The following is a 25,248-nucleotide window of genomic DNA, read 5'->3' on the forward strand; positions in this document are numbered from 1 at the left end:
AGCATCGTCGAATGAATGGAGGAACCGGTATATGATAAACAGTAAACAAAAACTTGTGGTTATAGGGAACGGGATGGCTGGTATCAATACGGTCGAACAAATTTTGAAATTAACGGATAAGTATGAAATTACGGTCCTGGGAAATGAGCCGCATCCGAACTATAACAGGATCATGCTCTCTTATGTGTTGGAAGGTAGTAAAACGATTGATGATATCATACTGAACGATTTGCAATGGTACGCGGATCAAGGGATTACTTTATATACAGGAAAAATGGTGAAAAGCATTGACGGTGAGAACAAGAAGATTCGCACCGAAGACGGACTGGAAATTGATTATGATGTAGCTTTGGTAGCTACTGGTTCACAATCATTTATTCTGCCTATTCCGGGTAAAGAATTACCGGGTGTCATCGGTTTCCGAGATATCGCCGATTGCTCGGCAATGCTTGAGGCAGCAAAGACCTTTAAAAAGGCAGCTGTCATTGGTGGAGGCCTATTGGGGCTGGAAGCAGCTAAAGGCTTGGTCAACCTGGGTATGGATGTTACGGTCGTTCATTTAATGGAGGATTTGATGGAACGCCAGCTGGACCGGGAAGCCTCTGCGATGCTGAAAACAGAACTAGAACGCCAGGGAATCAAGTTTGCTATGCAAATGCAAACTGCGGAGGTGTACGGTCAAGATCGGGTACAAGGACTGCGGTTTTCAGACGGAAGCGAGCTGGAAGCGGATTTGGTCGTTATGGCCGTCGGGATCAAACCTAATATTCAGGTGGCTGTGCAAAGTGGTATGGAAACGAACCGTGGTATTGTAGTCGATGATTTGATGAGAACCTCCGTGCCGGATGTATATGCTGTAGGGGAATGTGTTGAACACCGCGGAACCTGTTACGGCTTGGTAGCTCCGCTGTTTGAACAGGGGAGTGTAATTGCCAAACATTTGGCAGGTGCGGATACTGAAGGTTATATGGGATCGGTGGTTTCCACCAAGCTCAAAATTTCAGGGGTGGATGTTTTCTCAGCTGGCGAATTCATAACCCAGCCTGAACATACGGTGATTGTGGCAAAGGATGAGTGGAAGCGCACATACAAAAAAGTGCTGCTTCGTGAAAATAAGATTGTTGGAACTGTACTGTTTGGCGATGTGAGCGAATCTGCTAGCCTTCAAAAATATGTGCGTCAGCAAACATTGATGACAGATGAGATATATGGACAGATCATGGGTACTGGATGCAGCAAGGACGGGGCGAAATCATTATCCGCTGAAACGATGGCTGATGACGAAATTGTCTGTGGCTGTAACGGTGTAACCAAAAAGACGATTGTGGATGCGATTAATGATAATGGACTGACCACAGTCGATGAAATTAAGGCATGCACCGGAGCAACGCGTTCCTGTGGAGGGTGTAAGCCGGTTGTAGAGCAAATTCTGCAGTACGTTCTTGGAGACAGCTTCAAGACGTCAGCCAAGCAAGGAATATGTGGCTGCACAACTTTGAGTCGGGACGAGATTGTGGAAGCGATCAAAACCAAAGGGCTGACAACAACGCGTGAAGTTATGAATGTACTGGGTTGGCATAATGATGAAGGATGCTCCAAATGTCGGCCAGCGCTGAATTACTATCTGGGAATGATTAACCCGGATACCTATGAAAATGAGGGAGATTCCCGTTTTGTAAATGAGCGATTGCACGCGAACATTCAAAAGGATGGAACGTTTACAGTTGTTCCTAGAATGTACGGTGGTGTAACGACCCCAGAAGATTTGAAGAAGATAGCAGATGTTTCTCTTAAATACAACGTTAAGGTCGTTAAAGTAACAGGAGGACAGCGGCTTGATTTGATCGGTGTCCGTAAAGAGGATCTGCCTAAAGTATGGGAAGAACTCGATATGCCGTCGGGATATGCCTACGCGAAGTCACTTCGTACAGTTAAAACCTGTGTTGGATCACAATTTTGCCGGTTTGGCACACAGGACTCGATGGGAATGGGAGAAGTGTTGGAACGGAAATTCGAACGACTGGATTTCCCGGCAAAATTCAAATTAGCGGTTAATGGATGTCCACGCAACTGTGCGGAATCATGTACCAAAGATATCGGAATCGTAGGTAATGATGGGGGCTGGGAGATCTTTATCGGTGGTAATGGCGGTATTAAAGCGCGGTTGGCTGATTCACTCTGTAAAGTAAAAACCGACGCCGAGTTGATTGATATTGTAGGAAGCGTAATGCAACTCTACCGGGAAACAGGACAATACCTGGAACGTACTTCGGAGTGGGTGGAACGGATCGGTCTGGAGGAGATTCAGAAGGCTGTCGTTCATGATACAGATCATCGACAAGCTTTAGTAGAACGCATCGAATTTGCATTACAACAGGTCGAAGACCCTTGGAAAAAGATCATCAATGATGAGGATTCACGCAAAAATTTATTCGAGGTTGTCACCCCGTCTATTGTGTAATTGTATCTAAAATGCCTGAGGAAGGGAGCGATCAAGCAAATGATCAAAAATGCCGAATGGCTTGTCGTCGGTCATAGTAAGGATTTTCCGATCAGAATAGGGCGTACCATCCATATCAAAGGTACTGAAATTGCTGTTTTCCGCACTTCGGAGAATGAGCTTTATGCCGTTGAAAATAGCAGTCCTCATCCCAAAGGAGGTCCTCTTACAGAGGCTATAGTATCTGGTCATTATATCTATGATCCTTTATATGACTGGAAAATTGATCTGCAGACGGGCATCGTTCAAGAGCCTGATCACGGACAAATTAAAACGTTCGCCGTTTGTGAAGAGGGAGAAGAAGTAAAAATATCGTTCGAAACGGTTTAGTTCGTCTGTTGGAATACAAATAAAAAGGGCTCGACAGGAACAATCCTGTGGGGCCCTTTTTTCGTCTTGGATCAGGTAATGGTAACGCCTGCGCTTGCATAACCTACGATAGTGTTTACGAGGGAAAGTCCCGTAGCTGTTGCAGAGAAGACAAGGAGCAGACGAGTCTGTGCGGTTACGGGGATAGCCAAACCAGTAGTAATGCCGCTAGAGGTCGTTCCCAAAGCAACAATGCCATTCAGTGGAGGGGCCAATGTAACGATAGCTCCCGGAACTGCTGTGAAAGTGTTATTAGGTGTTGGGGAACTAAACAGCTGGGCAGTAATTGCCGCAGTTGAACCCACGAGAGTTAATGCAGCTGTTGTACTGAAGTAACCAGTAATAGATGTAATTACGCCATCCCGTGGTACGGAAAAAGCAAAGTTAATCAGAGGTCCTACAAGTGTACCTGTCAGGTCTATGACCCCGCCTACGAGGCTAATACCTGTTGCTGAGCTCCCAAAGCCGATCAAACTTGTGGTTCCTACCACTCCGCCAAGAACAGTTGTCAGTATAGCAGGTCCTCCTGAAGCAAACGGGATGATGGCTCCCGAGCCGGTGGCTCCGGTAATCCCTGTAACGCCCGTAACACCCGTGGCTCCAGCAGGCCCTATGGCCCCGGCTGGCCCGACCAATCCATCCGCGCCCGTAGCGCCCGTGGCGCCTGTCACACCCCCGGCAGGGCCCGCAGCACCTGTAGCGCCGACAGGTCCGGCCGGGCCTTCCGGTCCAGCGGCCCCGATAGGCCCGGCGGCGCCAACAGGTCCAGCCGCTCCAATGGGCCCCGCAGGCCCCACGGGCCCGGCAGGGCCAACAGGTCCGGGTGCTCCGATAGGTCCGGGAGGCCCTTGTGGCCCTGGTCCACCTGCGGGTCCAGGCGCACCGCCGGGTCCCACAGGTCCAGGAGGTCCTTGTGCACCGGACTCCCCTGACAAGTATGTTTCACCTAATACGTTGCTAACCGTCGTTCCAGCGATTCTGATCGCGCTGATTAAGCTGTCTTTAAGAGCAGGATCAAGGGATTCTTGTAAAACGATGGACAATAGGGCATCCAGCAATTGTTGCAGTGCAGTACCTACGCCGATCGGAGAGAAAGGTGTAGCTTCTAACGCAACAATAGCAAGCTCCAGCGCTGCCAGCAAGTCTGCCTTAACCCCGCCTCTAAGTCTTAAGCTTTTCGCCAGAGACAACAAACGTCTTAAAATCTGTTGCAAGGAAGATACATTAGCCGCAGAGGGGTTTGCGAATACGACGGGGATGATCGCGGTCAATTCATTAATCAGTCTGAGAAGAGCTTCGATACTTTTATTTACTCTTGTTGGTTTACAGTCTTCGTCTTTTTTTGAAGCACCACTGAACCTGAACGGTTTTTTATGTTTCATGCTCAAATATCTCCTCCTTATCATTCTTCCTACTGTAGAGGTGATAGGTGGTTCATCGCCCCGCTTCGCAGATATTCATAATATATTTACTGAAGCGAAAAGGGTGAATAAACAAGCGAAAATGATTGTTGGAGGCTTGTACATAAAATATACATAAAAAAATACGGCCCCCGAAAAGCTTGGAGGCCGCGTTGTATTTGCTTATACTCATCTGATGTATGAAGCTTGAAAAGTCTTATTTAAGAATACGTACCAGCAGTTCAGCCATCTCACCTCTGCTGATGGCTGCTTTTGGCTTGAGTGTTCCATCTGGATAACCGCTGATCCAACCGGAGGATACTGCATTTTGAAATGCTGCGGAGGCCCATGCTGAAATCTGCTGCTCATCCTTGTAGGATTGCAGTGCAGTAGTGCTGGAAATGGATGTCTGATTCTGCATCGCGTGTGACAGGATCACCATCGCCTGCTCACGGGTAAGACTCTCATCAGGTCCGAAAGTTTGAGCGGTTAGCCCTTGAATCCATCCCTGACGATGAGCAGAATCCACGGCTGATCCAGCCCAGTGTCCCTGCATATCTGTAAATGAGGTAGAAGGGCTCTCATCTCCAGCAGTTCCCAATGCTCTGGTCAGTATGGCTACAAATTCTGCACGGCTTACAGCGCGCTCAGGGCGTATGTTGCCGTCTTTATAGCCTTGTATCCAGCCTTTGTCTGCAAGAGATTGCAGGGACTTCGCTGCCCAATGGCCTTGTACATCCGGCCATACCTGAGCTAGCTCTTGCGAATCTGACGAATTGATTTGGTCATTTTGCACACTGGCATTATTGGTTTGAGACTTTGCGTCTGTGGCGACGACAAAGGTACCTAACCCGGTCGTATTGACACTCACACCCGACAAAATCCCTTTTGAATCCATTACAGCAGTCCCTTTTAGAATCTCACGCTCGCCATTCTCATGAATAACAAGAATGGAGAACTGGGGCTCTGCATTGTGTAACTCACCTAAGGATTCGTTATCCAGCGGTAGAATGATCGACGAGGTTCCTGTCACATTGGCTTTGATGTCTGTAACCGGACCCATCAGCGTCAGGCTGGATTGTTGCTCAGCCCAATCACGGATCTGCTGTGCACGTTGTACATCTACCTGCTGGAATGACAATGTAACGTCCTGCTGGCCTGAGGCCATGCTGGTTAAGGTGTCACTGGATATCATCAGTGTTCCATATCGGGATATTACCGATGCACCAATCTTATCCCATTTATTCAGTAAAGAATGAGAAAGGATAACACGACTCAGTTGCTTCTCCTGCTCCAAACGAATGTCTGCGTATGCTTTGCCTTCGCGAAGTGCTTGCTGTATCTGCTCATCCAGGAATGCCGGCGAAGGAACAAAGAGGGAGAACTCTTTCCCTTGTTCGGAAAATCCGATCTGTGGTATGAAAGCAGATAGATCCTCATTCTTATCTTTGTTAGATTTGCCTGTGTTCGCAATTACCTTGGCAGGAACGGTGACTTCTATGGCTTGCGTCAAAGCACGAGAACCATCGCTTACCCTCATAACATCCAGCATGATAGTTACAACGGAAGGAGTATCTGCTTGAACAATAGTTCCGTCTGTACGCACGATGTCTGGCTGGCTACTGCTGCTGATGGTCACACGGAAACCATCAGGTACAACAGGCAAACTGAGCAGTGTATCACTTGTTGTAGGAGTTGTTATGCTTGTGATGGAATCCGCAACGCGCTGCGCGGTTAACCCTTGCGGATATACTAGCCCTGACGGGGCACTCTTCATACCATTTACGTTCTGTAGCACATAGTAGCTGGCTCCTTCAGGAACAGGTGTAAATGTATATTTTCCCTCTCCCGAAGCGATTCCTTCCGCTATAAGCTCCTGCTGGGCATTGTACAGCTCAAGCCGTGCGCCTGGTAAGGCACCTGTAACGACCACAGAGGCTATATCCCCATTGCCTGCTGCGGCCCCAACAGCACGGGGCAGCACGTTTATATGGCGCTCTGCTGGCTCCGCTGTCCAACCTCCATTGTCGCTATAAGCATAGTTCAATACATATACACCGGGTACATTTATATCGACATTCCCGTTACCTGAAAGCTCAGGGATCAGGATATTGCCGTATACGCTGTCCAGTACACTGGCTCCCGGATCAGTGAAGCTGTCACCGGCTTCCAGAACAATTGGATTACTACCGTTTAATCGTACGTAAGGTGTATTCGGTAATGCCTTCAGCACTGTGATCGTGAATGTTCTTTGTACAGAAGCTGCACCTTTAGAAATAATGGCAATTAATTGTACATTCACATCACCGTCTGTATATTTAGGCCGATTCACCTGACCGCTATTGCTGAGGATATCTGGTTGATCCGAAGACCAGTCGATCTGGGTGTCAAATGCTCCTGTACGAGGCAGAGCGATGGAATCCTTAATCCCTTGCGGATAATCTAAATTCAGTGTATTAGCTGCCAAATTTACGGCTTCATCAGCGCTTACGGGCAGTGCAGGCACGAGCAGGCTGAATGTTTTTCGTAGCTCAACCCCGCCTCGTGACACAACTGCTTCCAGCGTGATGGTCTGATCGCCCTGCACATAGCTTGGGAATGTTACATGCCCAGTATGATCCAAGAACTGGGGCTGAGTCGATGACCATGACACCTGAACACCATGCAGAGCGTCTTTTGGCAAATATACGTCTCCGGTTACTGTAGTCATTGGCAGCTCAAGCGCCCTGTATGCTGCGTCAACGGCTTCTGTATCGCTCATGGGCAGACTGAGTACATGCGCAGTAAAGTTCTTTGTTTTCGTTAAGCCTGCAAGTTGCAGGGTAGCCGTTAGGGTAACATCCGTATCTCCACTATTATAAGAGGGTCTGGTGAGTGTTCCATCTGCTGCAATAATTAGTGGTTTGGCTGAGGACCATTCGATCTGCGCTCCACCATAACCGGATAAAGGGAGAGAAATATTTTCTGTTACCGCAGACAAATTGCCAAGCGAGAGGGTGTCTGCTGCTTGATCCAATGTATCTTGTGCAGTTATCTTCGGTACGGTAACCTCGAAAGTTTGAGTATCCGAGGAGCTTCCCTTCGCAATCGTAGCTGTCAGTTTTACTTTTCGGTCACCCAGATCGTACCGCGGGCGTGTGACAGCCCCCTCGTTCGTAATGACGTCAGGAGTATCCGAACTCCAGCTCACCGTCGTATCATTCAATCCAGCGAGTGGCAGTGTCAGCTTTTGGGATACGGAATCAACTGTATCTCCAGATGCGAAGCCTAATGCAAGAGCAGCCTTTGCCTGTGCAACTCTCTCGGCATCGGTAAGTATGTTCACTTTAAGCTCTGAGGGAGTGCTCTCCCCCTTAGCATTCACGGCCTGAACCGTGTAAAGGGCTTCACCTGGCGGCAATGCTGAGGTGTCTATGAATTGGGTTAAGTTACCTGTATAGAGGGTTACACTATCACGTATGACTTTGTATGAAGTTGCATAAGGAACAGCATCCCAGCTTAACTCCACCGTATTTCCATTTTTGGTTCCTGTAAAATGACCCGGAGCCTGTGGAACGGGCAATCGCTCCCCATAAGCTGCGAATTCCATGATGGAAGCCCATTGATTGTTTCTCGCATTTCCTTGATCAATATATAATCGCAAGTATCGTGTAGTTACAGGGATAATGCTCTTTTCAACATTAGAGCTCCCATTATTCTGGACGGTATCAACGGTCACCCAATTACTTCCGTTGCTGCTTGTTTGCAATCGGAAACTGTATGGATCACGTTGATCCTGCCATCCGTTATGGACTCCCATACCTGTAACAACGTATCGATCTACGATATACCAGTCTCTCAGATCTACCTGAATCCATTTTTCACCGTTGCTGGCTTGATACCAGCGGCTTGTTGGTTCGATTGACCCATCCACAGCTCTGGAAGGATCATAGGGCTGGCTGTAGCCACTGGATGTGGCTGGCTTGTTAAGCACCACATTTTCCCAACCGGCAGCGTGAACCTCATTCGTCCCTATGAGCAGGAATGCACCGCCGATGAATGGCAGCAATGGAACCAGCAAGCGATACGGTTTTGAATTGTTGCGTGTGAAGTTATTGCCTTCGAGCACGCCATCACCTCTTCTTCATTAATTAGCCCACCGATGAACACATTCATTAAGGGCGGGATGGGTAAACCCCTTCGGTTGCGATATAGTAGTTTACATTCGGCAACGGGGAAGCCCCGCGCAAGTCGGGTAATGCAAATGTGCTCATTCCATCGCCGCCAAAATTAGTGCCCAGCAGACTGAACAGTGCTGTATTTTGCGAAATAGATAAGAGCTGACCCTCGCATTTTAGCCAACCTTTAGGAGCGAACATGTACGGGTACACCGTAATTTCCCCAATATAAGGCTCATAACCTGCATGTGCCTGTTTGGGACTGATCGCCGTTCCCCCTAACAAAATGACCGCTAACAAACTCAACACAGCGGCTTTCTTCCAAAAATGATTCTTCATACCTACAACTCCTTTTTAGTTTCGAATAATGGCCCACGAATTCAACAAATTTGTGACATTAGTCATAGAATGAATAGATATTATCATGTAATTCCACTTTTGGCACTACAGTTCATCTATCAAATTCACCTTTTTATTCCTTTTGTGAGTAAAGAAATTTATTCCATTGCCCATGCATCTTTTTTCTAATCCAGGTAAATCTATATACAAATCCTATGGAAGTGAAGGAGGAAAGAGTGTGTGGCAGGTCATCGGAACTCATATGCCTAAATGGAACGTATGGATGGAAGCTTTCTTTTTGTTCCTCATCCCTTTGATTATTTTTCTGACGGTACGACAAATTAGAGCGATGGATGGTCGAGAGAGCAGACGTATGGAACGATTAAAGCTTTTAGAAGAAGAAGACCGTTCGCAGCATGCAGATCGTAATCCGTCTGTAAGTGAGGCTGAGAAGGTAAAAGGGACCTTTACCGAAGATTATGAAGCCAATGTAGCAAAAATCAGACAAGCAGTTACGGATATGTCAGACGTGAACGAACGATCTATTTTTCTGGAAAAATTGAACGCTGTAGGCACACTTTTTTTTGTGGATGGATTAACGGACAAGGTTGGCATGGATCAGAATATTTTAAAGCCGTTGATGGATTGGGGCAGCTCCGGGCAAGAGGGGGAAGATCTCCCGAGAGGAGAAGAGCTTCGGGATATGTTTATTCGTCAGGTTATGCTGGTATCGGAGACAGAGCATACGTTAGAGGTGCAGTTCTCCTTGCAAAAGGTGCTGTTCGGTTCAGTCATACTCTTGATTCAGGGCATACCGGGTGCTTTCGTGCTGGGTACACCCAAAGGGAATACACGAGGGGTGGAAGACCCCATATCGGAATCGGTGCTGCGGGGACCGCGAGTCGGTTTTACAGAGATACTCAGCGATAATACAGCGATGCTGCGCAGGCATGGAGAAAGTACGGAACTAGCCATGTCGTCCTTTAAAGTCGGCAAAAGAGTGGAAAAGCAGCTGATGGTAGTATATTTCAGAGATATTGCCGACCCGGAGCTTGTAGATGAGGTGAAGCGGCGGGTCAAAACCATTGATATGGATGAGGTGCTGGAGTCGGGCTATGTGGAGCAACTTATTGAGGATAATTTTCTTAGCCCCTTTCTGCAAATTCAAAATACGGAGAGACCGGATCGGGTCATGGCTGCATTGCTGGAGGGACGCGTGGCGATTCTGCTGGACGGTACACCTTTTGCGCTCCTTATGCCTGTGACCTACGGGATGATGCTCCAGTCTCCCGAAGATTACTATGAACGATGGATACCGGGGTCGCTTATTCGATTTCTTCGTTTTATGGCAACTTCGATATCTCTGTTCGCCCCGGCGCTCTATATTTCCTTTATCTCGTTTCATCCCGGACTGATTCCAACCAAGTTGGTCATTTCCATTATCAGTGCGAGACAGGGAGTTCCGTTTTCGACGCTGATTGAGGCCCTGATTATGGAAATTTCCATCGAAATTTTACGCGAGGCAGGACTTCGGCTCCCCAAACCCATCGGTCCAGCGATGGGCATCGTCGGCGGTTTGATTATTGGACAGGCCGCTGTTGACGCCGGGATTGTGAGTCCGATTCTCGTTATTGTAGTAGCAGTCACGGCGATTTCTTCCTTTGCCTCACCTGTATACAGCGCCGGGATCTCTATGCGTGTTCTTCGTTTTGGGGCCATGTTCACGGCAGCTATCTTCGGTTTGTATGGCGTGATCATGTTTTTCCTGATGCTGAGCATTCATATGGCTAAATTACACAGCTTCGGCGTGCCATATCTTAGCTTAACGGCCCCACGTTCATTGAAGGACTGGAAAGATTACTTTTTGCGAGCACCGTTACAATTTATGAAAAATAGACCCATTCTATTGAAGCATAAAGACCCTAAGCGACAAGGATGAGTTCAACAACACAGGAGGGAGCAAGATGGCCCGTGGGAAAAAAACGGATAAAATTACAACGTTACAGACGACGGAAATCGTGCTTTGCTTTATGCTGGCTGCCGGGTTGCTTACTCTTCCCAGAGTAGCCGTTGAAACTGCAAAAACACCGGATGTGTGGATGTCCGTCATTTTAGCAGGGGCTGCCACTTTCCTATTCGGATGGATTATAGTCAAACTAAGTTCACGGTTTCCAGAAAGCACCTTTTACCAGTATGTTCAGCGGATAACTGGCAAAGCCATCGGCAAAGTGTTGGGCATCTTGTTCGTCATCTATTTTATTTGTATAGCTGCATACGAAATCCGAGCTGTGGAGGAAGTAACGTCGTTCTTTTTGCTTGAAGGAACTCCAGTGTGGGCTATTTCAGCACCCTTTATGTGGATCTCTCTGTATCTCTGCTTGGGGGGGATAGGTACATTGGGTAAAATATGTCAAGTTATATTCCCGATTACGGCAGCTATCTTTTTATTGATATGTTTGCTGAGTTTGAATATTTTCGAATTGAATAATTTGCGTCCTGTTTTGTCCGAGGGTGTGATGCCAGTGATTAAAGCGCTCAAGACTACAACCCTGACCCTAACGGGGACAGAGTGCCTACTGTTTATTCTTTGTCGGATGGAAAAACCGGAGAAAGCAACCAAGGCGGTCGGACTGGCAATCGGGATCTCGACTATTTTTTATACAGCTACGATGATCTTATGCATTGGCGCCTTTTCGGTGGAAGGAGTTATGACCAGAACCTGGCCTTTTTTAGATTTGGCCCGCAGTTTTGAAGTGGAGTATCTGTTATTGGAACGGTTCGAATCCCTATTGTTGTCCATTTGGATCATGCAAATTTTTGCTACATTCAGTATTGCTTTTTATTGCGCTTCGCTCGGAGTTTCTCAAATTTTGAATAGCTCTTATTCCAAGGCGCTGTTTATTTTGCTCCCGTTCATCTACGTCCTGTCCCAAATTCCCAAAAATCTGAATGAGTTATTTTCTTTTGGAACGATGATCGGGAATGCAGCTTTCGTTCTATTCGCTCTGCTTCCACTCCCTCTGCTGCTTATTTCTCATTGGAGAGGGGTGCGGTCATGAAGAGAGTCCAGTCAGGATTACTCGGAATGGTGGCTCTCCTGACATGCTGTACACTTTCAGGCTGCTGGAGCAGCTCTCCGGTGGAGGATCTAAATCTGGAGACGGGCATTGCTATGGATGTAGTGTCACAATCTTCACAAGAAGAACAAATTAAACGGAAAGGAGGAGACTATCCGAAAAAAGAGTTAATCACCGGAACCTTTCAATTTATCATCCCAGAGGAAAGCGGCGGCTCCAACAGCTCCTCCCCACAAGCTAAAAAGTTTTTTAATATTACGGAAACGGGGGATTCCGTTTTTGAAATGTTAAGAGAAATTTCATTGCGAACCAATCGACCGCCCATCGGACAACATTTGAAAACGATTATTATCAGCTCCAGTCTGCTTCGCAAAATTCCATTGTATGAGCTGCTGGACTTTTTCTTGGGGGATAATGACATTCGGCCCAGCGTCCAGCTGCTGATTAGTACAGACAAGGCGGGCAATGCGCTTCAGGAGAAAATTCCTGGTCAAATTCCTGCCTATATCTTAAAGGATATTTTCGAAAATCGTAAACGGAATGCCCGGTTGATAAAACCCGTGGCTTTGGTTAAAGTGGTCGGGCCCATGAAGGGTAAAAGAAGCTTTATATTGCCCAATGTCATTACGGCTGAGAATGAAATCAAGCTCGCAGGTGCGGGAATCATCAAGGGAAAGACACAAACCTACGGTGGCTTTCTGAATGAGTCAGAGGTCGAGGGTCTCATGTGGATCAAAGGCCAATTGGTTGGAGGCGTGCTGAAAAGTAGTGATCCCCAAACCGGTAAAAATATAGCCTATGAGATCAAAGCGGTGAAAAGCAGGATCAAGGCCATCGTTCAGGGAGACGACATTTCCTTCCAAGTAAAAATGACCTCAGAGGGGCGCGTTTCCGAGGTTTTTAACAAGAAAGAAAATTTGCGTAGCAATGATGTGCTCGGACAAGAAGAGAGTATCTTTCAGGAGAGAGTTAATTCATTAGCTGAACAAACTGTAGCCAAAATGCAAAAGCTGCAGGCTGATGTTGGAGGTTTCGGAGAAGCGTTGAGGATTCAGCATCCTAAAGTTTGGCGTAAGGTTAAAGAGGATTGGGATAACATTTTTAGTACCATTCCTGTACGTTTTAGCACAGATATCCATATTGAAGATTACGGCTCTTCGATTACGACGGCAGACTAGTTTGCACCTATTTAGAAAAACCTTCAATACCACGAATCTACGTGGCGTTGAAGGTTTTTTAGGCTATTCAAACAGGGACAGTGTTTCTTCCAGCCACGTAATATAGCTTTCTTCCCGATTAATGGCACGGCTCAGCACCAGATAATGCCCAAATTGATTAGAACCGGGGGCTTGAAGGTTCTCGTCCAGCCGTTGGAGGGATTTTTTACTTTCGTACAGATACTCCAGCTTCTCTTTACGTTTGATTATCTGGTCCTCGAACAATCGCTTGTTCTCTTCCTTGGGGATGGCTGCTGAGAAATACAGCATGAGCATAAACTCATCCTTTTCCGTTTCCGGTAACTCTTTGGCGCTCAACAGCCATTCGGTCAGCTCTTGGGTTCCTTTGGGGGTGATGCAGTACAGCTTCTTTTCCAGCTTGGCTCCTGTAATGGAGGTGCGATATTCAATAAGCTCCTCTTCGGTCAGCCTTTTTAACTCAGGATAAATCTGACTGTGTTTGGCGCTCCAAAATTGTCCGATTTCCTTCTTGAATTGACTCGTAATATCGTAGCCGCTCATTTCCTCTTTATGAACCAGGCCCAAAATGGCGTATTTTAATGTGCGCTTCAACGTAGTTCTCCTTGTCAAACATTATTTGACACTAGTATACCATAGTGCTACAATTTATATGTACTTAAAAACATGTTTAACATTACATGTTTTGAATTGAATATTTTTATTTTTGGTCTCCTATTCAATTCATGAAAACTTATAATTTAGGAAAGAAGGATGCAAGATGGACAAGTTTATCGGCAGCCACATGATCTACACTTATGAGAATGGTTGGGAGTACGAAATATATATTAAAAATGAAGATACGATCGATTATCGCATTCATAGTGGTATGGTAGGCGGTCGCTGGGTACGTGATCAGAAGGTCAATCTGGTGAAGCTGGTGGAAAATGTGTATAAAGTATCGTGGACCGAACCGACAGGCACTGACGTGTCTCTGAACTTTATGCCTGAGGAAAAACGTATGCACGGCATTATTTTCTTCCCTAAATGGGTTCATGAGCATCCGGAAATCACTGTGCGCTATCAAAACGATTTTATTCCGCTGATGGAGGAATCGCGTGAAAAGTATGAAACATATCCGAAGTATGTGGTTCCTGAATTTGCAGATATTACATTCATCGAAAATGCAGGTGTGAACAACGAACAATTAATTTCCCAAGCACCTTATGCAGGAATGACAGACGATATTCGTGCAGGTAAACTGCAAGTGTAATCAACTCTGTGCTGAAAGTGTAAAAGCCTGGCCTGTGATAAACAGTCTCAGGCTTTTTTACGTCAACTGGAAAGTGGATTGCTAATGGAGTTGTGGACGATATTTAGAATGAATAGTAGACCAGACCATGCTCGATAAGATATGAACGACTAATCCGAGGGGGGAGTATGGTCGCTGATGGGGAGAGAATGTGCAGGTTCGCATGGGTAGTCAGATCGGATAAGGCAGATAGAGCTAGCTCTGTTTTATCAGGCCCCCAGTGATCAGCATGGTGCTGAATATATTGCTCAGCCTCGGTTAAGGACAGACCCTTGAGCGAGGTAAACACGGAAGCCCAGCGGACGAGGTCAAAGGCACCTTTAATTTCAGGCAGCTCATATTCCGCCAGACCTTGAGCGCCGTTACACGACATAGTAAGCAAGCCACAGCAATGGTGTTGATAAGGTTTTGAGTCAGGAAACTGACGATAGTCGTATTGAATCATTTCCATGGAACCAATGCTTAATTGGGTCGCTTGGGATGTTGTGGGCTGGGCAAGCGTCATGCTCATGCTAGAACGGCCTCCTTCTCGGATTCACTGTAAATAGGGATGGAAGAATCATACGTCACAGCGGATGTAATGTAAATCACGAATACAAGTGTAAAATGAGGATATGTAGCGGAAAACGAGCTTTAATGCCAATGGAAACGGATACTTGCATCCATTTCTTTTATTATCTTGGGGAACGTCTTTATATCACAAAAAAACAACCCCAGATCTCCCCAGGGTCGTCTCTACAAAAATATAGTTCAGCATTTTGCAAAATGCTTGTTTTGCTGATCACACGGGTGTGACATCCTGAATCGCTTCTTCTTCTTTCCAAATCACGTTCTCGCGATAGTTTGATCCCCAATCGTACATTGCTCTCAGTACCGGAATCAGGCTTTCGCCATGCTCCGTCAGTGAATATTCCACATGTGGAGGGACGACGGGATAGACTTTACGAAGAATGAGTTTATCTTCCTCCAGCTCGCGCAATTGGTTGGTCAGCATTTTTTGCGTAATATGGGGGATCAGCTTCTTCAATTCACCAAACCGCTTGGTGCCTTCCATACCGAGATGCCACAAAATAATCAGCTTCCATTTTCCACCGATGACCGCGAGAGTCAATTCCTTATCACAATTAATCAGCTTCAAATCAATCCGGTCTTTTACAGTAGTGATATTCATCGACCTCCTGTCCGTAGTTATTCCAAGTATACTATTTATAGCTACTATACGCAAAAGGATATACATCCATTTTGGAAACTATACATATGCTTGGACACTTATAGACCGGACAGGGGTACCTAATGATATGTGCAAGCTGGAAGAGTCCAGAAATCTGTGGCGTTAAGAAGGAATCACGATAGTATTAAAGGACTCCGGCTCCAGCTCCAAGCGGTGTGTTGTTTCACCGAGAGACAGATTCAGCACACGCGATTCCTTGAACGGATTGGCGATGACCACCACCCTTTGCCCGTCTGTATTTTGAAAAGCAACTGCATTTCCAGTCCATGAGCCACGAAGTCCGATGCGTCGGGCACCTGGTAATACAAAATGAGAAAAATGCTTCATAACGTAATATTCCGGGTTCAGGACAGGTTTTCGATCCGCGGGATCAACAGTAATCATCGAATTTTGCTCCCAGCCCCATGTACTCTTGCCTTTCGGTTCCAAAACCATATTCCAGTAAATATAAGCATTCACACCATTGGTGAAGTAGTGCTGGTACAGATTATATACATATTTGGCGTAGTCCCATGAGTTTTCTCCGTTGCCGCATTCATTTTCTGTTTGCATGTAACGAAGCTCAGGATAACTGGCAACGGTGCGCTGAATGGCATTTTTGCCTGCCCACTGGTAGCCTACGCCTTTAATATATTTGTAGGCCTCGGGGTCACTCAATACGGTATGGGCATACTCATCGAATCCGGTAGAAGTCTTCTTCATTAATTCCTCCCACGGATCGGGAGCGTTAATGGTCCCCAGCCAAATTTCCGTATCCAGTCCGTGTTCCTCAAAAGCAGGACCCAAATAGTCGCGAATAAATTCACGCAGTTGCTCTCCGGTCCATACACAGGAAGGGAACTTCTGATCGGCAATGACTTCATTTTGAACATGAATCTGATGGATCGTAATACCTGCCTCGCGGTAAGCCTGAACAAATTTGACAAAGTACAATGCATACGCTTTCAAAATATCCTTTTCCCAGCGCAGAGTGCCGTAATTGTAGGCTTTCGGTGATTTCATCCATGTCGGCGGGCTCCAGGGTGAAGCGAACAACTTCAGGTTAGGATTGAGTTGTAACGCTTCCCGAATAAAAGGAATGAGATATTGCTGATCACGCTCAATGGAAAAGTGCTTCATCTCCACGTCGCCGTCTGTTTCATTGTGGCTGTACCACTCCAGCGCGTAGTCACTCGCTCCAATAGGAAGTCGGCATATTGCAAATTTGTGCTCGCCCTCTGGATGAAAGAGAGAATGAAGCACCCGATCTCGTTCGTCCTTTTCCAAATGGTTCAGGGCTACATAACCCAATTCATTAAAACAGCCACCAAAACCTTCGACAAGCTGATGTGTTTCTCCCGTAAGGGTTAGGTTGGCACTATCTTGGGTATCGGTAAGATGATGAGCTTGGGATTGCCAAGCTTTAGCTTTAGAAGTGGAAAACCACTGAATGGTTTGATTACTCATGTATTACCCTCCTGTTCAAGCTTTTTGTATCTCTTCTTATTATAGGGTAGGATCACAGGAGATGAGATGGTCTGAGCCAAGACAAATTTGCCCTAATCCAAGGTCGAATTTGCTGATGAGAAGTTCTGCTGATAAGAGGTATCAAGAACACATAAAGTACACATGTCTTTGATATGCTGGTGTCCTAGAATGACGAAAGAGGGAAGTCGATTGAAGAAAAGGGTTCTTCTCGTGGAGGATGAAATACGTATTCGTGAAGTTATTGCTGATTATTTTAAACAAAATAATTGGGAAGTCTATGAAGCAGGTAATGGAAAAGATGCACTAATCTGGTTTGATTCGGTGCAGCCGGACCTGATTATACTCGATATTATGATGCCGGAGCTGGATGGTTGGGAGGTGTGCCGCCAGGTACGCAGCCGTTCAGGTGTGCCGATCATTTTGTTGACAGCCAAATCCGGTGATGATGATAAAATATTAGGCTTTGAACTGGGAGCCGATGATTATGTTACCAAACCTTTTAGCCCCAAGGTGTTGATCGCCCGCGCAAACGCGCTGATGAAGCGAGTGGAAGGACATGTGCAGCCGGAGTTGCATATTTTGCGATTCGGCACTGCCATTCTCAATACGATGGCTCATCGACTTGAGGTGGATCAGGCGGAAGTCGAGCTGACGCCCAAGGAGTATGAGTTGCTGCGGCTGCTTATACATAATAAAGGCATAGTCATTTCACGGGATGTGATACTGAACCGGGTGTGGGGCATCGACTTTGAAGGAGACACACGGGTTGTCGATACTCATATCAAAAAGCTGAGAAGTAAGCTAGGCCGTGAATCACGCCATATCCGCACGGTTTTTGGTACAGGCTACAGGTTTGAGGAGGAAGAATGAACAAACGGGGAGTTACCTTTAAGTTGTTCATTATGACGGTTGTGTTTTTCCTGTGTTTTTACGGTATGGTGATTTTAAGTCAATTTCTGTTTTTTGAAAATTTTTATCAGCAACAGAAGATTGGTCGTGTGGAAAGCCGTTTGAAAAGCTTCGGTCAAAGTTATGTCCAGGAGGCTTGGGGATCGGGCAGGGTTTCGCGAGAGGCAGCTCGCTTTATGCTTCAGAATAAGAACCAGTTGGCGATTGTTACCCTAGACGGCAAAGTAAAGCTGGATGATGCGTTTCATATCAGCCTCAGAACAGCAGATGGTAAAGTTGTTAAGATATCGCTGTCTCTGTTTATGAGCGAGTACGGAGATGAGTTGAGAGCTGCCCGGATTCAGCCCGGTGATACGGTAACGGTTGAAGGTGAGGTATTGGGGACTGACGGCATCACTTCCCCCAACTTAATTTATCCATTAGGCATTCAGAAGCCTGGTTTCAAAAATATAGGAACGACATCGCAAGCGGCTGGCACAGATGACAGTGTAAGGTTATCCGGTACGGTGACAGAGATTGCACTGCCAGATCTGAAAACATGGAGTCAGCGACAAGGATTACTGTTTGGTGCGCTGGAGGAATGGTTCCCTTTATCACAGGCGCATCTGGAGAAACTTAAGAATTTCGAAGTGTTGGAGGAAGATTGGACGGAACCTTGGACAGGGGTACGTAATGCAGTCATAGTCCATCCTGTTCGTCAGGACACAGGCGAGATCGACCTCCTGTTCACAGTGACATCGTTGCAGGAAATTAGTGAGACGAATGAAGCTCTGCGCTGGTTTTATCTGTACCTAGGGATCGGGGGATTTGCACTCATTCTGATTTTGTCCCTGTTCTATTCCCGGATGGTGACCCGTCCGCTCATTGCTTTGAATAATACCGCCAAGCGAATGGCTAAGCTCGATTTTACAGCCCATACACCAATCCGGCAGAATGATGAGCTGGGCAGCCTGTCCTACAGCATGTATACCCTGTCCCAGAACCTGGACACGGCTTTGCGCGAGCTTCAGGAGGTCAATCAACAATTGGTCGAGGACATGGAACAGAAACAGAGGATGGAGGCTGTGCAACAAGACTTTTTTGCCAACGCTTCTCATGAGCTAAAAACCCCGCTGAGTATCATTAAAGGCTTCGCAGAAGGACTACAAGATGGGGTTAGCGCCGGGAAGCAGGATCATTATATGAAAGTCATTGTAGAGGAAGCGGACAAAATGGAGCGATTGGTCAAAGATATGCTGGACCTCGCCAAATTGGAATCGGGTACTCTCAAGCTTCGCAAGACGACCTTTATCTTGAGTGAGCTGGTGGAGGAAGTCGTGGACAAGCTATTCCATCTGTTGAAGGAGAAAAAGCTGGAAGTGGTCATTATCCCCGCCAATGAGATGCCGATTCATGCCGATGTAGGATGGATGGAACAGGTGATTATCAACTTTGTTGTCAATGCCATACGGCATGCTGAGGAAGGAAGCTCAATCACGATTCGTATCGAAGGCGCTGAGGAAATCCGTTTTTTTTCCATTGAAAATAAAGGTGAGACCATTCCTGACGATCAACTGGAGCAGATATGGGACCGTTTTTACCGGGCCGAGCTGTCACGTAGCCGCCAGACGGGTGGGACAGGACTGGGGCTGTCGATCGTCAAACGAATTTTAGATTTGCACGAATTCCGCTATAAGGTGGAGAATACCAAGGACGGCGTCCGTTTTGTTGTTATATTCGGAGGCTAAGCTACGGCAAAGGAGTTAAGGAGTATGAAATGGAATTGGTTGCCCTCACTATTCACGATTGCAAACCTGGGGGCAGGGGTCTTATCCCTGTATTTTACGATTCATGAGCAATACATGACCGCTTTTATTCTCGTGGTGGTGGCTGCTTTATGGGATGTATTAGACGGTTTGCTGGCAAGGCTGTTGCATTGCTCCAGTGATTTTGGCAAACAGCTCGACTCGCTGGCGGATGTTGTCTCATTTGGGGTTGCCCCTGCTTTCTTGATCTTGTTATACAAACTGGGAGATACCCATTGGATAGGACCGCTTGTGGCTGTTTTGTTTGTCATATGCGGTGCGGTAAGATTGGCAAGATTCAACCTAATGGCTTTTAGCAAAGGCTTTGTAGGTATGCCGATTACGGCGGCGGGTGTGATTTTGTCCTTTATGTTTTTATGGAGTGAGCATTTGAAGCCGGGGTTGTTGCTTGCATTAATGGTAGTGCTGTCGTTCCTGATGGTTAGCCGTATTCCCTTTCCGTCCTTCAAAAAATAATCGGTCAGGAGGTGGCTCTCCTATGGAATGGGTCATCAGCATGATTACACAATACGGATATATCGCTATTTTTGCTCTTCTTGCTCTTGGGATTATCGGTCTACCGGTTCCGGATGAAATTATTATGGTTTTTGTCGGCTATTTATCCTCTATCATGGTACTGAATTATTCGGTGTCTATATTAGTCAGCTTCATCGGTGCAATGACAGGGATGATGATCAGCTACACGCTAGGCAAAAAGCTGGGTCAGCCGCTGGTGGATAAGCACGGCAAGTGGGTTGGATTGACACCGAAGCGATTTGCAAGAGTTAAGGGGTGGTTTGCGCGTTTTGGGTTATGGACCATTTTGTTTGGTTATTTTATCCCAGGAGTCAGACATGCGACAAGCTATTTGTCGGGCATTAGTGCGATGCCTGTCCGAAAATATATGCTGGTGGCAAGCGCAGGTTCTCTGATATGGACGCTTATCTTTATCTCCATTGGTTATATTGCAGGGGCGAATATAAACTTTCATTAAGGTGACCTCAAAAGTAATGTAGCATTTTTCACGTATACCACCGATAATATAAATAAAGATACTGTACAACCAGTGAGGGGATCTGTATTGAATGCATTAATGAAGTATATTGAGAAGTTACCTAGTTTTCTGCAAATGATCTTGAATATCTCGCTGTTTCTGGTCGGGCTGATTTTAAGCTTCTTACTTCTAAAAGAAACATGGTCCATTTTTTCTTATGTTTTTTTGTACACAGAGGCCGACAAAAATTACTATGAATTCACGGAAGAGTTGCTTGTGTTTTTCTTGTATTTTGAATTCATAGCATTAATAGTTAAGTACTTTAAAACCAATTTTCATTTTCCATTACGTTATTTTATCTATATTGGGATCACGGCTGTCATCAGGCTCATTATTGTAGATCATGATGATGCTAAAAATACATTCTGGTGGTCTATTGCTATCCTAGTCATGGTAGGTTCTCTATTGATCGCTAACAGTAAATTGATAAAAAGAGAAAATTGATGCTCAGGAAGATTGCAAAGTTGACAGTCAAGTGGGAAAGAGGGAATAAAGACGAATGGTAAGAAACTGGATGAATCATGCGGGCGTCAGGCGGGTAGCCGTCCTTGCGATAATCGTTTTACTGTTGTTTATGTTAAGAAGCATGATGAATATTATGTTGTTAACACTGCTGCTTACGATCTTGATTGGTAGTATATATAACGGAGTGAATAAGCTGGTCAAGCGGTTCGTCAATGTGCCGTCAATGATCGTGTTGCTACTGGTGTATGGGCTGCTAATTCTGATTATGGTGTGGGGCGTTTACCGAATGGTGCCGCTAATCGTTGTACAGGTCAAGCAGGTGTATCTCATGATTCAGCAAGCGTATATGTATCCTGATCGTAATCAATGGAACGAAACGATTATCGAATTTATGGACACGCTGAATGTTCAGCGGCTATTTGAGCCTGGCCTGAGTGCAGTGATGAAGGTCAGTCAATTGGGAACACAGCTTCTGGTGTCGATTATTTTGAGCTTGTTCTTCCTGATGGAAAAATCATATATTACACGTTTTACAGCTACGTTTGTAGATAGCAAACTGGGTTGGTTTTTCAAGGAAGTGGGTCATTTTGGCCGTATGTTTCTGGATACGTTCGGGAAGGTATTGGAGGCTCAACTACTGATTTCACTTATTAACTGTATATTGACCACGATTGCACTCTGGATTATGGGTTTCCCTAATCTGCTTGGTCTTGCGCTCATCATTTTCGTACTTGGATTGGTTCCAGTGGCAGGTGTGTTTATCTCACTGGCACCGCTCGGCCTGATCGCTTTCAGTGTCGGCGGCATTCAATATGTGATTTATCTAGTTATTCTGATCGTGGTGATTCATGCGATTGAGGCCTATTTCTTAAATCCGAAGCTGATGTCATCCAAAACGAATTTACCGATCTTCTTTACCTTTGTCGTACTTATTTTCTCTGAGCATCTGATTGGAATTTGGGGCTTGATTGTAGGTATTCCGTTGTTTGTTTTCTTCCTTGATCTGATTGGGATAAAACGCAAGCAAGAGAAGGATACTTGATTCAGCACTACAGATTCCACCCTTGTATAGTGACTATTGATTCATCACGAATGCCTGCGAAGCCGCAGGCATTTTTTTATTGCCCTTTTGTTCATAGGAAAAAATCGCTGACGCTCATCATCATGCAGGAGGTGTCCAACGGCATTATCAATGCATTCTCACTTGCTTTTTAATTCTCTTGTTAGCTATAGTACACTGAATATGCAAGATTAGATCAAGTTAAAAGAAATGAGATGATCGGATGGAACAGAAAATTAAGGTATTGGCTATATCGGGTAGCCTTCGTCAAAAGTCCTCCAATACAGCGCTTATGAAGGCTACTATTGGGCTGGCTTCTGAAAATATGATATTCACAGTCTATGATGGATTGGGGGATCTCCCGCATTTTAACCCTGACTTGGATGTAGATGAGGGGTCAGCTTCCGTAAAAGAGCTACGGGAGCAATTGAAACAAGTGGATGGAGTGCTGATCTGTACACCGGAATATGGGAATGGTGTGCCGGGTGCTTTGAAAAATGCCTTGGATTGGCTCGTATCTTCAGGTGAATTTGTAAATAAACCTACAGCGGTCATTAGCGCGTCACCGTCTCCTATGGGCGGCCATCTTGCGCATGCCTCGCTGCTGCTCACATTGCAAATGATCAATGCACAGATTGTGGAGAATGGAAAGGTCATTATTCCGCATATCACCTTGAAGCTAAATCAGGAAGGTGAAATTACAAACGCTGAAACTAGGCAGGAGCTAGAAGCATTACTTCAAGGGCTTGAGCAAGCATGCTCAAGCACAGGAACTCTTTAGATTTTTGAAGTTTAATAAAGGAAAAGCAGCGGCAGTCTAAGATTTCATTTTCACCTTCGAAGCTGCCGCTTCCTCTTTTAATTGATTTTAAAGTTTGAATTTTAGACAGTGTCCAATAAGCTCTCGTATACCTTTAATCGGGCATATACCGTTTCGAGTATGGGGTAAACAGTATTACTGGTTGCAGCCAATGCAAGCAGTGAACCATGTAGATGGCTGGCTTCAATCGGAAGCTTTTTAAGCATATCGCGTTGCATGGATGACATCATCTCTGGTCGTAAGGATTCCATCGTTTTCAGTGTATGAGCTTCCATCTCTGAATCAATCGGCATCCCCGCGTTGTGAGCAAGTGTGACAATCTCATGCAGCAGCTTTTCGTAAATAGCACGTGACTCTGCCGTGGCAAGTATAGTTCCAACCGAGGCATCCATCAGTGTTGTAATTGCACTCAAGCTGGCAACGAATATATATTTCTGCCAAACTTCACGCTGGATATCGTGGCTTCGTGCCACTGTGAAGCCTGCATGATCAAGATGATTCAGCAGCAATTGTGTACGCTCTGAGTGCACTCCGTTCCATTCACCGAAGACGATACGGTGGAACGGACTTGTCTGAACAACAGAACCATCATGATCCAGCGTAGTTTCAATATAACAAAGTCCGCCCAGCACTTTTTCAGAACCGAATTGCTTGCGCAAAAAGTCAAAATGTTCGTAACCATTAAGTAACGGAAGAATCATGGTATGATCACCGATATAAGGCTCAAGATCGAACTGCAATTGGGGAAGATGATACGCTTTGACCGAAATGATAATACAGTCGAACGGATCGGCGGCTTCACCATTTGTAATAGCACGGATTGGCGTCTGGAAATCTCCATGAACACTTCTAACAATCAGACCGACTTCTGCCAACTGAGATTTTTTTGAAGGGCGTACGAAGAAGGTCACGTCTTCTCCTTTTTGAACAAGAAGTCCCCCGAAATAGCCTCCAATCGCCCCTGCACCTACAATCAGAAATCGCATTATAGGGTCCCTGCCTTTACTTTTGCATTCCCGTATAATCCTTCTACTACGTTCTCATCTGCCTTAAAAACATGCTCCTCGCCTGGAAAAGAACGATTCTTCACGTCTTCGACATATTGCCCGATGCTGTTACGAATCAAAGCACCTATATCCGAATAGGTTTTTACGAACTTCTTCTCCCGGTAAGGAGCTGAGTATTGTAACATGTCATGATACACCAAAACCTGGCCATCACAGTATCTCCCCGCACCGATGCCTATGACCGGAATAGATATCTCTCGGGTGATGCTCTTCGCTACTTCCTCTGTCACCAGCTCTAACACGATGGCAAAAGCTCCCGCTTGCTCCAGGGCCCGGGCATCATTTAGAAGGCGCTCAGCGGCCTGTGAGTTTTTACCTTGAATGAAGTATCCGCCGATTTGATGCACAGACTGTGGTGTAAGTCCGATATGCCCCAGTAGTGGGACGCCGGATTGAACAATTCGCTTCACGGTGTCGCAAATTTCCATGCCCCCTTCTAATTTCACGGCATGGGCATGTCCCTCTTGCATGAGCCTGCGCACATTAGTAAGGGCTTCTTCACTACTCCCGTGGTACGTCATAAATGGCATATCAGCAACAATAAAAGTATGTTCCGCACCGCGCACGACAGACCGTGTATGATAGACCATATCATCCATAGTGACGGGCAGTGTGGAGTTATAATTAGATAACACATTACCTACGGAATCACCGACAAGGATGATATCGATCCCGGCTTCCTCAGCCAAACGAGCAGATGGATAGTCATACGCCGTAATCATACTTATAGGTGAACCTTCTCGTTTCATTTTCTTCAATTGCAAAATATTAAGTGCTTTCGAGGTTGCCATGGTTGCATTCAAATCCTTTCCTACCTTTATTTTAGATCACAAAAAAAACCTTTCAGCACATGGCTGAAAAGGTCCGAAAGGCAAAAAAAGAGTCAATTTGCGACCGTTCTTTTGTCTCGGTCCTTGCGGATCAGAGCAAAATCCAACGAGTTCACCTCCATAGGCTCACACATCTACATATTGAATTACACTAACTAGAGTACCGTTCGAATGTATCGATACAGCCTCTCACGGAAGTATACCAAAATATAGGGCTGTTGCATAACATTCT

General features: G+C 45.9%; 22 protein-coding genes. 13 read left to right on the forward strand and 9 right to left on the reverse strand.

What is annotated here, in order from left to right; translation table 11 throughout:
* Window positions 1-31: 31 nt before the first annotated feature.
* The gene (gene nirB / locus NSS66_RS17420) at window positions 32-2,461 is read left to right on the forward strand and encodes a nitrite reductase large subunit NirB (RefSeq protein ID WP_023986898.1); all 2,430 of its coding nucleotides are present in this window, start codon (window positions 32-34) and stop codon (window positions 2,459-2,461) included.
* A 39-nt stretch (window positions 2,462-2,500) separates the two neighbouring features.
* The gene (gene nirD, locus NSS66_RS17425; protein WP_023986899.1) at window positions 2,501-2,830 is read left to right on the forward strand and encodes a nitrite reductase small subunit NirD; all 330 of its coding nucleotides are present in this window, start codon (window positions 2,501-2,503) and stop codon (window positions 2,828-2,830) included.
* A gap of 71 nt (window positions 2,831-2,901) precedes the next feature.
* Here the strand turns inward: nirD and NSS66_RS17430 are convergent, their stop codons facing one another.
* The 3 genes from NSS66_RS17430 to NSS66_RS17440 all read right to left on the reverse strand — a co-directional run bounded on the left by NSS66_RS17430 (window position 2,902) and on the right by NSS66_RS17440 (window position 8,765).
* Window positions 2,902-4,251, reverse strand: a complete 1,350-nt coding sequence (locus NSS66_RS17430) for an exosporium glycoprotein BclB-related protein (protein WP_023986900.1) — start codon at window positions 4,249-4,251, stop codon at window positions 2,902-2,904.
* Window positions 4,252-4,486: 235 nt separating this feature from the next.
* Entirely contained in the window at window positions 4,487-8,377 is a 3,891-nt protein-coding gene (locus tag NSS66_RS17435) for an immunoglobulin-like domain-containing protein (protein ID WP_023986901.1), read from the reverse strand.
* 46 nt (window positions 8,378-8,423) lie between these two features.
* Window positions 8,424-8,765 carry a phage tail protein gene (locus NSS66_RS17440; RefSeq protein ID WP_023986902.1) on the reverse strand — a complete coding sequence of 114 codons (342 nt, stop codon included), beginning with the start codon at window positions 8,763-8,765 and terminating at the stop codon, window positions 8,424-8,426.
* A gap of 238 nt (window positions 8,766-9,003) precedes the next feature.
* Between NSS66_RS17440 and NSS66_RS17445 the strand changes: the two genes are divergently transcribed.
* Genes NSS66_RS17445 through NSS66_RS17455 form a run of 3 tightly spaced genes read left to right on the forward strand, consistent with a single transcriptional unit; the run spans window position 9,004 to window position 13,020 of the window.
* Window positions 9,004-10,704 (forward strand): spore germination protein, encoded by a 1,701-nt coding sequence (locus NSS66_RS17445; RefSeq protein ID WP_023986903.1) that lies wholly within the window; start codon window positions 9,004-9,006, stop codon window positions 10,702-10,704.
* Window positions 10,705-10,729: 25 nt separating this feature from the next.
* A complete protein-coding gene (locus NSS66_RS17450; RefSeq protein WP_023986904.1) occupies window positions 10,730-11,824 on the forward strand; it encodes a GerAB/ArcD/ProY family transporter in 1,095 nt (364 codons plus the stop codon).
* A complete protein-coding gene (locus NSS66_RS17455; protein WP_023986905.1) occupies window positions 11,821-13,020 on the forward strand; it encodes a Ger(x)C family spore germination protein in 1,200 nt (399 codons plus the stop codon). The genes NSS66_RS17450 and NSS66_RS17455 overlap by 4 nt, the downstream gene beginning before the upstream one ends.
* 63 nt (window positions 13,021-13,083) lie before the next feature.
* Here NSS66_RS17455 and NSS66_RS17460 read toward each other — a convergent pair whose 3' ends face one another.
* Window positions 13,084-13,632, reverse strand: a complete 549-nt coding sequence (locus NSS66_RS17460) for a PadR family transcriptional regulator (RefSeq protein ID WP_023986906.1) — start codon at window positions 13,630-13,632, stop codon at window positions 13,084-13,086.
* Window positions 13,633-13,798: 166 nt separating this feature from the next.
* On the opposite strand from NSS66_RS17460, the gene NSS66_RS17465 reads away from it, so the two are divergent.
* Window positions 13,799-14,290 (forward strand): phenolic acid decarboxylase, encoded by a 492-nt coding sequence (locus NSS66_RS17465; protein ID WP_013308656.1) that lies wholly within the window; start codon window positions 13,799-13,801, stop codon window positions 14,288-14,290.
* A 103-nt stretch (window positions 14,291-14,393) separates the two neighbouring features.
* On the opposite strand, the gene NSS66_RS17470 is transcribed toward NSS66_RS17465, so the two are convergent.
* From NSS66_RS17470 to NSS66_RS17480, 3 genes are all read right to left on the reverse strand, one after another.
* A complete protein-coding gene (locus NSS66_RS17470) occupies window positions 14,394-14,840 on the reverse strand; it encodes a hypothetical protein (protein ID WP_028541062.1) in 447 nt (148 codons plus the stop codon).
* Between the two features lie 270 nt (window positions 14,841-15,110).
* On the reverse strand, window positions 15,111-15,500 hold the full coding sequence (locus NSS66_RS17475; protein WP_023986908.1) for a winged helix-turn-helix transcriptional regulator: 390 nt from the start codon (window positions 15,498-15,500) through the stop codon (window positions 15,111-15,113).
* 162 nt (window positions 15,501-15,662) lie between these two features.
* Complete coding sequence (locus NSS66_RS17480) at window positions 15,663-17,006, reverse strand: glycoside hydrolase family 30 protein (protein ID WP_340959459.1); 1,344 nt, start codon at window positions 17,004-17,006, stop codon at window positions 15,663-15,665.
* A 210-nt stretch (window positions 17,007-17,216) separates the two neighbouring features.
* Here NSS66_RS17480 and NSS66_RS17485 point away from each other — a divergent pair, with 210 nt between their 5' ends.
* The 7 genes from NSS66_RS17485 to NSS66_RS17515 all read left to right on the forward strand — a co-directional run bounded on the left by NSS66_RS17485 (window position 17,217) and on the right by NSS66_RS17515 (window position 23,080).
* Window positions 17,217-17,897 (forward strand): response regulator transcription factor, encoded by a 681-nt coding sequence (locus tag NSS66_RS17485; protein WP_028541060.1) that lies wholly within the window; start codon window positions 17,217-17,219, stop codon window positions 17,895-17,897.
* Window positions 17,894-19,663: a sensor histidine kinase gene (locus NSS66_RS17490; protein ID WP_028541059.1), complete on the forward strand. Its 1,770-nt coding sequence runs from the start codon at window positions 17,894-17,896 to the stop codon at window positions 19,661-19,663. Before NSS66_RS17485 ends, NSS66_RS17490 begins: the two co-directional genes overlap by 4 nt.
* A gap of 24 nt (window positions 19,664-19,687) precedes the next feature.
* Window positions 19,688-20,197: a CDP-diacylglycerol--serine O-phosphatidyltransferase gene (gene pssA / locus NSS66_RS17495; protein ID WP_023986912.1), complete on the forward strand. Its 510-nt coding sequence runs from the start codon at window positions 19,688-19,690 to the stop codon at window positions 20,195-20,197.
* A 22-nt stretch (window positions 20,198-20,219) separates the two neighbouring features.
* Complete coding sequence (locus NSS66_RS17500) at window positions 20,220-20,714, forward strand: DedA family protein (RefSeq protein ID WP_013308662.1); 495 nt, start codon at window positions 20,220-20,222, stop codon at window positions 20,712-20,714.
* Between the two features lie 87 nt (window positions 20,715-20,801).
* Window positions 20,802-21,218 carry a phosphate-starvation-inducible protein PsiE gene (gene psiE / locus NSS66_RS17505; RefSeq protein ID WP_025723919.1) on the forward strand — a complete coding sequence of 139 codons (417 nt, stop codon included), beginning with the start codon at window positions 20,802-20,804 and terminating at the stop codon, window positions 21,216-21,218.
* Between the two features lie 55 nt (window positions 21,219-21,273).
* A complete protein-coding gene (locus tag NSS66_RS17510) occupies window positions 21,274-22,281 on the forward strand; it encodes an AI-2E family transporter (RefSeq protein WP_023986914.1) in 1,008 nt (335 codons plus the stop codon).
* 241 nt (window positions 22,282-22,522) lie between these two features.
* Window positions 22,523-23,080 (forward strand): NADPH-dependent FMN reductase, encoded by a 558-nt coding sequence (locus NSS66_RS17515; protein WP_028541058.1) that lies wholly within the window; start codon window positions 22,523-22,525, stop codon window positions 23,078-23,080.
* 101 nt (window positions 23,081-23,181) lie between these two features.
* Here NSS66_RS17515 and NSS66_RS17520 read toward each other — a convergent pair whose 3' ends face one another.
* Window positions 23,182-24,105, reverse strand: a complete 924-nt coding sequence (locus tag NSS66_RS17520; protein ID WP_053324600.1) for a ketopantoate reductase family protein — start codon at window positions 24,103-24,105, stop codon at window positions 23,182-23,184.
* The gene (gene panB, locus NSS66_RS17525; RefSeq protein WP_068941424.1) at window positions 24,105-24,977 is read right to left on the reverse strand and encodes a 3-methyl-2-oxobutanoate hydroxymethyltransferase; all 873 of its coding nucleotides are present in this window, start codon (window positions 24,975-24,977) and stop codon (window positions 24,105-24,107) included. The genes NSS66_RS17520 and panB overlap by 1 nt, the downstream gene beginning before the upstream one ends.
* Window positions 24,978-25,248: the final 271 nt, after the last annotated feature.

Source organism: Paenibacillus sp. FSL R10-2748 (assembly GCF_038005565.1).
Lineage (GTDB): Bacteria > Bacillota > Bacilli > Paenibacillales > Paenibacillaceae > Paenibacillus > Paenibacillus polymyxa_B.

Bases quoted from the DNA above. Each gene is read 5' to 3' on its own strand.
- NSS66_RS17510 (WP_023986914.1), top strand. From the start codon at position 21,274: ATGGTAAGAAACTGGATGAATCATGCGGGCGTCAGGCGGGTAGCCGTC.
- nirB (WP_023986898.1), top strand. From the start codon at position 32: ATGATAAACAGTAAACAAAAACTTGTGGTTATAGGGAACGGGATGGCT.
- NSS66_RS17490 (WP_028541059.1), top strand. From the start codon at position 17,894: ATGAACAAACGGGGAGTTACCTTTAAGTTGTTCATTATGACGGTTGTG.
- NSS66_RS17430 (WP_023986900.1), bottom strand. From the start codon at position 4,251: ATGAAACATAAAAAACCGTTCAGGTTCAGTGGTGCTTCAAAAAAAGAC.
- NSS66_RS17475 (WP_023986908.1), bottom strand. From the start codon at position 15,500: ATGAATATCACTACTGTAAAAGACCGGATTGATTTGAAGCTGATTAAT.
- NSS66_RS17500 (WP_013308662.1), top strand. From the start codon at position 20,220: ATGGAATGGGTCATCAGCATGATTACACAATACGGATATATCGCTATT.
- panB (WP_068941424.1), bottom strand. From the start codon at position 24,977: ATGGCAACCTCGAAAGCACTTAATATTTTGCAATTGAAGAAAATGAAA.
- pssA (WP_023986912.1), top strand. From the start codon at position 19,688: ATGAAATGGAATTGGTTGCCCTCACTATTCACGATTGCAAACCTGGGG.
- NSS66_RS17455 (WP_023986905.1), top strand. From the start codon at position 11,821: ATGAAGAGAGTCCAGTCAGGATTACTCGGAATGGTGGCTCTCCTGACA.
- NSS66_RS17480 (WP_340959459.1), bottom strand. From the start codon at position 17,006: ATGAGTAATCAAACCATTCAGTGGTTTTCCACTTCTAAAGCTAAAGCT.
- nirD (WP_023986899.1), top strand. From the start codon at position 2,501: ATGATCAAAAATGCCGAATGGCTTGTCGTCGGTCATAGTAAGGATTTT.
- NSS66_RS17470 (WP_028541062.1), bottom strand. From the start codon at position 14,840: ATGAGCATGACGCTTGCCCAGCCCACAACATCCCAAGCGACCCAATTA.
- NSS66_RS17465 (WP_013308656.1), top strand. From the start codon at position 13,799: ATGGACAAGTTTATCGGCAGCCACATGATCTACACTTATGAGAATGGT.
- NSS66_RS17515 (WP_028541058.1), top strand. From the start codon at position 22,523: ATGGAACAGAAAATTAAGGTATTGGCTATATCGGGTAGCCTTCGTCAA.
- NSS66_RS17440 (WP_023986902.1), bottom strand. From the start codon at position 8,765: ATGAAGAATCATTTTTGGAAGAAAGCCGCTGTGTTGAGTTTGTTAGCG.
- NSS66_RS17450 (WP_023986904.1), top strand. From the start codon at position 10,730: ATGGCCCGTGGGAAAAAAACGGATAAAATTACAACGTTACAGACGACG.
- NSS66_RS17520 (WP_053324600.1), bottom strand. From the start codon at position 24,105: ATGCGATTTCTGATTGTAGGTGCAGGGGCGATTGGAGGCTATTTCGGG.